The sequence below is a fragment of the Synechococcus sp. H60.2 genome, assembly GCF_047462315.1.
GTDB lineage: Bacteria > Cyanobacteriota > Cyanobacteriia > Thermostichales > Thermostichaceae > Thermostichus.
In genome coordinates this window covers 49,204-56,410 of record NZ_JANSIZ010000007.1, presented here as the reverse complement: position 1 = coordinate 56,410, position 7,207 = coordinate 49,204, and the positions used below count along the sequence as shown (strand labels likewise).

General features: G+C 59.6%; 8 protein-coding genes and 1 pseudogene. 4 read left to right on the top strand and 5 right to left on the bottom strand.

Annotation, left to right across the window (positions count from 1 at the left end; all coding sequences use genetic code 11):
• The 4 genes and pseudogenes from NW845_RS02185 to NW845_RS02170 all read left to right on the top strand — a co-directional run.
• Window positions 1-132, top strand: a pseudogene (locus NW845_RS02185) (IS630 family transposase); the annotation flags it as partial.
• Window positions 133-297: 165 nt separating this feature from the next.
• Window positions 298-753 (top strand): ubiquinol-cytochrome c reductase iron-sulfur subunit, encoded by a 456-nt coding sequence (locus NW845_RS02180; RefSeq protein WP_414376607.1) that lies wholly within the window; start codon window positions 298-300, stop codon window positions 751-753.
• A 59-nt stretch (window positions 754-812) separates the two neighbouring features.
• Entirely contained in the window at window positions 813-1,961 is a 1,149-nt protein-coding gene (locus NW845_RS02175) for a glycosyltransferase family 4 protein (protein ID WP_414376605.1), read from the top strand.
• 73 nt (window positions 1,962-2,034) lie between these two features.
• Window positions 2,035-2,925: a PRC-barrel domain-containing protein gene (locus NW845_RS02170; protein WP_414376603.1), complete on the top strand. Its 891-nt coding sequence runs from the start codon at window positions 2,035-2,037 to the stop codon at window positions 2,923-2,925.
• A 202-nt stretch (window positions 2,926-3,127) separates the two neighbouring features.
• On the opposite strand, the gene NW845_RS02165 is transcribed toward NW845_RS02170, so the two are convergent.
• From NW845_RS02165 to secY, 5 genes are all read right to left on the bottom strand, one after another.
• Window positions 3,128-4,108, bottom strand: coding sequence for an alpha/beta fold hydrolase (locus tag NW845_RS02165; protein WP_414370685.1), 981 nt, complete (start codon window positions 4,106-4,108; stop codon window positions 3,128-3,130).
• Window positions 4,109-4,137: 29 nt separating this feature from the next.
• Window positions 4,138-4,362: a translation initiation factor IF-1 gene (infA, locus tag NW845_RS02160; RefSeq protein WP_011430026.1), complete on the bottom strand. Its 225-nt coding sequence runs from the start codon at window positions 4,360-4,362 to the stop codon at window positions 4,138-4,140.
• A gap of 129 nt (window positions 4,363-4,491) precedes the next feature.
• Window positions 4,492-5,265: a type I methionyl aminopeptidase gene (gene map, locus NW845_RS02155; protein ID WP_414363838.1), complete on the bottom strand. Its 774-nt coding sequence runs from the start codon at window positions 5,263-5,265 to the stop codon at window positions 4,492-4,494.
• Between the two features lie 50 nt (window positions 5,266-5,315).
• Window positions 5,316-5,897 (bottom strand): adenylate kinase, encoded by a 582-nt coding sequence (locus NW845_RS02150; RefSeq protein WP_011430028.1) that lies wholly within the window; start codon window positions 5,895-5,897, stop codon window positions 5,316-5,318.
• Window positions 5,897-7,195, bottom strand: a complete 1,299-nt coding sequence (gene secY / locus NW845_RS02145; RefSeq protein WP_414363789.1) for a preprotein translocase subunit SecY — start codon at window positions 7,193-7,195, stop codon at window positions 5,897-5,899. Before secY ends, NW845_RS02150 begins: the two co-directional genes overlap by 1 nt.
• Window positions 7,196-7,207: the final 12 nt, after the last annotated feature.

Here is a 7,207-nt window from a genome sequence, read left to right as displayed (position 1 = left end):
AAGCATTTTATTCGACAGTTTTCCAGAGTTGGGAAGTATAGCATGGAGCAGATAGTGCAGACTTCTTTACTCCTGATCAATCCATCCTGCTTCCGAAGTTGGTTTGCTAAGTGTTGCTACTGTACCCCTTGATTCCTTAACAGGCTGTAAGTAAGCGGAACCTTGAGACTAGGTCCCAAGGAACCGTCTAGGGGCGTCTTGACAGCGCCTTTGCGAGTCCGTCTGTGGACTGCGTAAGAATCCCCCGACTTTAGTCGGTGGGAGTGTCAACTTGTATCCATCTCAGGACACGTGGCTATGTACAACAATCGTCGCGGTTTTCTGCGTTGGCTGGCGCTTGGTTTTGGCTCGCTGGTGGGCCTGTTGCCTGCCTCGGCTCAGCGCCGTTTTAACCGTGCCATTGCCCAGGGTGCTGCTTCGGGCCCCAAAGGGGCTGAGCCGGAGTTCGTTAAAGTGGCAACACTGGAAGATCTCAAAGAAGGCCCCTTCAAGGTAGAAGACGCCTTTGGGAAGAACACCGCCACCCTTTGGTTGGTCGGGGATCCTCAAAAGTCAGACTCGCTGCTGGCTCTGGATGCAGCCTGTCCCCATGCCGGCTGCGACGTAGACTGGCGGGGGGAGAACTTCGTCTGCCCCTGTCATGGCTCAGCTTTTGCCGCCGATGGCAGCCGTACCCGTGGACCAGCCAAGACCGACCTAACTGCCTACAAAGTTAAGGTGGAGAAAGGGGAAATCTTCGTGGCCAGAACCTGACCTTGTCCCCCAGAGTTAACCAAACTAGCCAGCAAGGGGTCGAGCCTGCAAGGCTGCCCATGATTTGTCCCCAGCGCTTCTTGTTTGTCTCCACCCCCGTTGGGCCTCTGGGATCGGGGGGTGGGGGGGGGGTAGAGCTCAACCTCGTCAACTTGGCGCGTAGCCTGCTGGAGAGGAGAGCCGAGGTGTGCGTGCTAGCCCCCGAGGGATCCCACGGTGCCGACTTGCCAGAGGGAGTTATCGAGACAGTTACAGGCCTCCCCCCGCCCTATGCCCAAAGCCAGCGCCGCGACCAGCCGGTCTGTCTCTCCACCCCTTCCCTAGTGGCCAACCTATGGCAGCGGGCTGCCCAACTGCAGGATCAGTTCGAGCTCATCGTGAACTGGAGCTACGACTGGCTCTCGTTCTACCTGACAGATTTTTTCCGCACGCCGGTGGCCCATATCGTCAGCATGGGATCCCTCAGCGACGCCGTCGATCTGGCCCTGGAGCACATTGCCTACCGCTACCCAGGTCGGCTGGCAGTGCACTCGCGGGCGCAAGCCCAGACCTTTGCCTTTGCCCGCGCCCAGATGGCGGCGGGGCGGGATCCCTTTGTCTATTTGCCCTGCGGCGTCGATCTCAGCCGCTACGACTTTGTGCCGGAGGGAAACGGAGCCCTGTGTTGGGTTGGCCGCATTGCCCCAGAAAAGGGCCTGGAAGACTGCGCCGCCCTGGCCGAGAAGACGGGAAGGCCGGTACTGCTCCTGGGCCACCTGCAAGACCCAGCCTACTGGCAGCAGATTCAAAAACAGTACCCACGGGCCCAATTGGATTACCGGGGTTTTTTGCCCACTTCCCAGATGCAGCAGCTCTTGGGCCAATGCTCTGCCTTGATCATGACGCCCAAGTGGGTGGAAGCCTTTGGCCTGGTGGCAGTGGAAGCCTTGGCCTGTGGCGTGCCGGTGATTACCTACCGCCGTGGGGGGCCAGCGGAAATTGTTAGCGATGGCGAGACTGGCTGGGTGGTGGAGCCAGACGACGTGGCGGCCTTGGCAAGGGCTGTAGAACGCCTGGATAGCCTCGACCGCAGCCGCTGCCGACACCAGGTAGAACAGCACTATTCCCTACCGGCCATGACGGAGCGGTTTTTGGCCTGGAGTGAGCAAATTGTCCGGAATCCGATCCCAGCCGCTCGCGAGGGAGGGGACAGGCAATGGTACTATTAACTTGATTTTGGTGCCTGGGGCCGGATGACCAGCCCACTAATGCGAAGCTTCGACTCACGACGGGGAAACCACCATGACGACTGGGAAAGGATCTGTTGCGCTGGTGCGACCAGAGGTTCGTCGGCGGTCACAGGTTCTGGGAACGCAGGTGATTAGCCAAGCCAATGCAGCCCGACTCGGAGTAGTTAGCGAAGTTTGGGCAGATCTGGAAGCCAAGCAAGTGCTGGTGCTGGGGGTGCTGGAGAAAGCCTTTGCCGGATCCCCACGGTTGCTGGATCTACGGCAGGTAACGGCCTTGGGCCAAGATGCCATCCTCATTCCTAGTGATGAAGTTTTCGACGACTTGGACTTGCAAGGCCTAAGTCGAGTGGTTGGCAGCGAGGTGGTTACAGAAGAAGGGATCCGCCTTGGAAAAGTCAAAGATTTCGAATTCAACTCCGTCTCTGGCCTGATCACAGGCCTAATCCTCTCTAACCTCGGCCTTACCTTTTTGCCCGGCTTCATCCTCAGCACCTATTTGCTTCCTGCGGATGAGATCGTCTCAGTTGGCGGCGATCGCCTTATTGTTGCTGATGGCGCCGAAACCCGCCTAGCCCAACTGACCAAGGGAATTTTGGAAACCCTGGGACTGGGTAAGCCCTCTTGGTTACCCGAAACTGGCTTCGCCCCCGCCCTGCCCAGGGCTGTCGATGACTACTCTGCCGTCGAGGAAAACTACGAGGAAGAATACGAGGAAGGCGAACAAGAAGACGATCACCCCGAAGAAGAGCCCGAACTCCAGGGCGAAGCAGGGTCTCCCCGTCAGCCCGAGCCTGTTCCTGCTCCTGAACAACCGGAGTGGGAGCAGGAGTACGTCCAAGCAGAAGCCCCCCCTTCCGAGCCAGCTCCTGAGTCTGCCCCCGCCCCTCCTAGCCCCCCTCTGGATATCGACCCCTGGGAGAAAAATACTGGGGAGCCAACCTGAGCTGCTGCGCCCGGCTTACCTAGAAACCGCAGGAGCCCTGCCCTGTACCCGTAGGGGTACGTTCGGGAGGAATGCGCCCTGATGATACTGGGAACTCCCCCTGAATTAGAAGAACCCCAGCAACCAGGTCCCAGGCCAACGGCGCAATCCTTGTAACCGGCAGTCAGTCTGGTTGCTGCAGCAATCAAGGCGAAGGGATCCCCTATGCCGGCAGGGCAGCTTCGGCCTCGCCCAAAAAGCGCAAAGCTACTGACAAGAAGGCCTGCGGCGCTTCGATGTGAGGAAAAGCAGCCCCTGGCAGTCGATAGATCGGCACCTCTGGGCGCAAAGCGCGATACCGCTCCGCCTGTTCCAATCCGGTGAGGCGGTTGTTTTCTCCCCAGACCAGAGCCAGCGGCTTGTCCACCACGCGAAAGTCCTCCTGAATGGGCAGGTTAAGCTTGCCGGTCAAAAAAGAACGGGGGGCAAATTGGGCCCCCGCCTGGTGAGCCGCCTGATAGTAGTAATCCACCACCGTCTCATCCAGAGTGTACCCAGGAGAGAACAGGCTCTGCTCCGTAAATAGACGTACACTCCAGGGGGTGGTGATGGCGTTGTAAAAGGCCAGCCCCAAAACCGGCAGGCTGAGGATCCCGTAGACCGCCTCAGCCAAAGGGATCCCTAGCGCCTCGGGGATGAGGCTGTTGTCTCCTAGAGGGGCGATGAGTAGCAGCTTCTGCCAGTGGTGAGGTTGCAGCCGGGCCGAACGCAGCACAAACCCTGCCGAGAGGGAGTTGGCGATGGCGTGGCAGGGGCGCCCGATCACCTGCTGGACAAAATCCCCGATCATCCGGGCATATAGATGGCCAGTGTACTCCAGATCGGGGCGCTCCGAGTTGCCCCAACCCAACCAATCCAAAGCGTAAACCTGATAGTGCTGACCCAACTCTGCCATCACGGCGCGAAACTCGTAGCTGGAGGAACCGGCCCCAATGCCGTGCAACAACAACAAAGGCTGGCCAGATCCCGCCACTTTGTAAAACAGGCGATGGCCACACCAAAAATGGTGCCTCTCCTCCCCCGGCAAGAGGCTGGGCAAAGGCTGGGTTCGAGAAGCAATCCAGGCGTTGAGAACGGCCAAGGCGCTCACCCCGCCGGCTGCAACCCAGAGACCGGTTTTGAGAACTTGGCTCAGCTCCTTCATGCTCAGCGGCCCCAGCTAAGGCCAGGGATCTACTTTTTCTTGAGGCGGTAGGTGATGCGCCCTTTGTTTAGGTCATAGGGGCTGAGCTCGACCTTGACCCGGTCGCCGGGCAAGATCTTGATGTAGTTGCGGCGGATCTTGCCGGAGATGTGGGCGAGGACGTTAAAGCCGTTGTCCAGATCTACCCGGAACATGGCGTTGGGCAAGGACTCGGTAACCACCCCTTCCACTTCGATGGCGTCTTCTTTAGACAAGGAACCCTCCTTAAAACAACACAACAGAAGTAAGCGACGCTAAACCCGCTCTGTTAAGAGCGAGTTAAGAGCTGAAACAATACTCCACCTCTTCTATCCTAGCCGTTGCCGCCCTCCAGCAGGGGATCCCTAGGACTGAAAAGGGGTGCGATCCGTCAAAATCTCAGCCCCAGAGTCTGTGATCAAGACAGTGTGCTCAAACTGGGCCGACCAAGAGCCATCCACCGTAACCACTGTCCAGCCATCCGACAGCACCCGTGTGGCCTCTCCTCCTGCATTCACCATCGGCTCGATTGCCACCGTCATGCCGGAGCGCAGCTTGGGATTGGGAAGGTCGCGGGTGCGGTAGTGGGGAAACTGCGGCTCCTCGTGCAAGTTGCGCCCCACGCCGTGGCCGACGTACTGCTTCACCACGGAGTAGCCCCGCCCCTGGATATAGTCCTCGATGGCGCCTGAGACATCCTGTAGCCAGACGCCGTGGCGCACGTGGTCAATGCCCGTCTGCAGCGCTTTGGCTGCTGTGTCGATCAGGTCGCGGGCGGCATCGCTGAGGGGCTCTAGGCCAATGGTGATGCAAGAGTCGGCATGCCAGCCTTCGACCATGGCGCCAAAATCCACCTTGACAATGTCCCCCGGCTGCACCACTTTGCGGGGACTGGGGATCCCATGTACCACCTCATGGTTGACGCTGACACAGACACAGGCGGGAAAGCCGTAGTAGCCCTTGAAGCTGGGCAGGGCGTTCAATTCGGCCACCCGTCGCTCGGCATAGGCATCGATGTCTGCCGTTGTCCAGCCCGGCTGCAGGCACTCCGCGATCTCCTGTAGCACCTGGGCTACCACCCGCCCGGCCCGCCGCATCTTCTCCACCTCCCGGCGGGATTTGATCTCGATGAGCTGCATGCCCCGCCGCAGGGATCCGGGCTGGGAGGGATTTCCGGCCCCCGTTTTGATCACGCTGTCCTCCTGAAGCCTTCCAAGAGAGCCCGCAGATGCTCTTGTACCGATTCCATCGGCTGGTTGCCATCGATCCGTCGCAGACGACCCCTGGCCTCGTAAAAGTCGATCAGGGGAGCCGTTTGCTCCCGATACACCTGCAAGCGTTTGAGGATCACCGCCTCGTCCGCATCGTCGCTGCGCCCCTGCTCTTTGCCGCGGGCCAACAGCCGTGCCACCACCACGTCATCCGGCACTTCCAGGTTGAGGACGTGGTCGTAGTCTTGCCCCAACTCCCGCAACAGCTCTTCCAAAGCCTCCGCCTGCGCCAGGGTGCGGGGGAAGCCGTCTAGGATCCAACCCTGCGCTGGCGAGTGTTGCAACTGGCCTTTCACCATCCCGATTAACACCTCGTCAGGCACCAGCTCTCCCGCATCCATGTACACCTTAGCCTGGCACCCCAGCGGCGTTTGGGCTTTCACCTCGGCCCGCAGCAGGTCGCCTGTGGAAATTTTGGGCGTGTGGTAGATCGCTGCCAGCCGCTCTGCTTGGGTGCCCTTGCCCGCTCCCGGCGGTCCCAAAAAGATTAACCTCGGCACTATTGCTTGACCATCCCTTCGTAACGCTGCGAAATGACGTAGGTCTGGATCTGCTTGGAGGTCTCGATCGCCACCCCCACCAGGATGAGCAGCGAAGTTGCCCCCAAGCCCTGAAAAGTGGTGATGCCGGTCGCCCGCTCCACCGCCGTCGGGATGATGGCCACCGCACACAAGAACAAGGCCCCCAGCAGGGTCAGCCGGTTGAGGATCCCTTCGATGTACTCGGCAGTGGCCTTGCCCGGTCGGACTCCCGGAATGCTGGCTCCCATCTTCTTCAAGTTTTGCGCCAGATCCACCGGGTTAATGATCAAAGAGGCGTAGAAATAGCTGAAAAGGAGGATCAGCACGAAGTAGAAGGGAATGTAAAACCAAGAAGTAGGGGCCAAAAGGTTGGCCACCTGCACCAACGTTAGGTTCTGGGTGTACTGGGCCAAGGCAAAGGGCAGGGACATCACCGAGTAGGCGAAGATGATCGGCATCACACCCCCCTGGTTTAGCCGCAGGGGCAGGTAGCTCTTCTGCTCGCGGAATAGCTTGTTGCCCACCTGGCGCTTGGCGTAGACAATGGGAATTTTGCGGCTGCCCTCCTGGACGAAGACAATGCCGACAATGGTGGCTAGGAAGACGGCCATTAACACCAAGATGCCGCCAATAGTGCTGCTATCAGCGCGGGCCAGGCTGATGGTCTGACCCAGGGCGCGGGGCAGCGTGGCGACAATGTTGACGAAGATCAACAGCGAGGGACCACTGCCCACCCCCTTCTCCGTGATCATCTCCCCCAACCACATGACAAACATGGAACCTGCCGCCAGGGCCAGGGTGGTGGAGGCCATGAAGGCCAACTCGTTGCTGGTGTTGGCAAACTCCCGCACCCAGAAGGAGATGCCGATGCCCTGGATGATGGCCCAAATCAGGGTAACGTAGCGGGTGTACTGGGAAATCTGTCGCCGCCCCTGCTCCCCCTCGTTCTTCTGCAGGTTCTCCAGGGCCGGAATGGCCGAGACCAGCAGTTGCATGATGATGGAGGCGTTGATGAAGGGCAGGATGCCAAGGGCGAAGATCCCCAAAGCGGAGATACCGCCGCCCGAGAAGACATCCAGAAAGCCAAACACGGGGCTGTTGGCGGCTTCGGCGGCAAAGCGAGCCCGGTCAATGCTGGGGATGGGAATGTAAATGCCCAGACGCACCAACAGCAACAGGCCTAGGGTAAGAAACAGACGGCTGCGCAGGCCAGAGGCCATGGCCATCTGCATGAAGGTCTCTTGGGCGGAGGGAGCGGAGCCTCGTGTGTCAGCCATAAATGTAGAAAA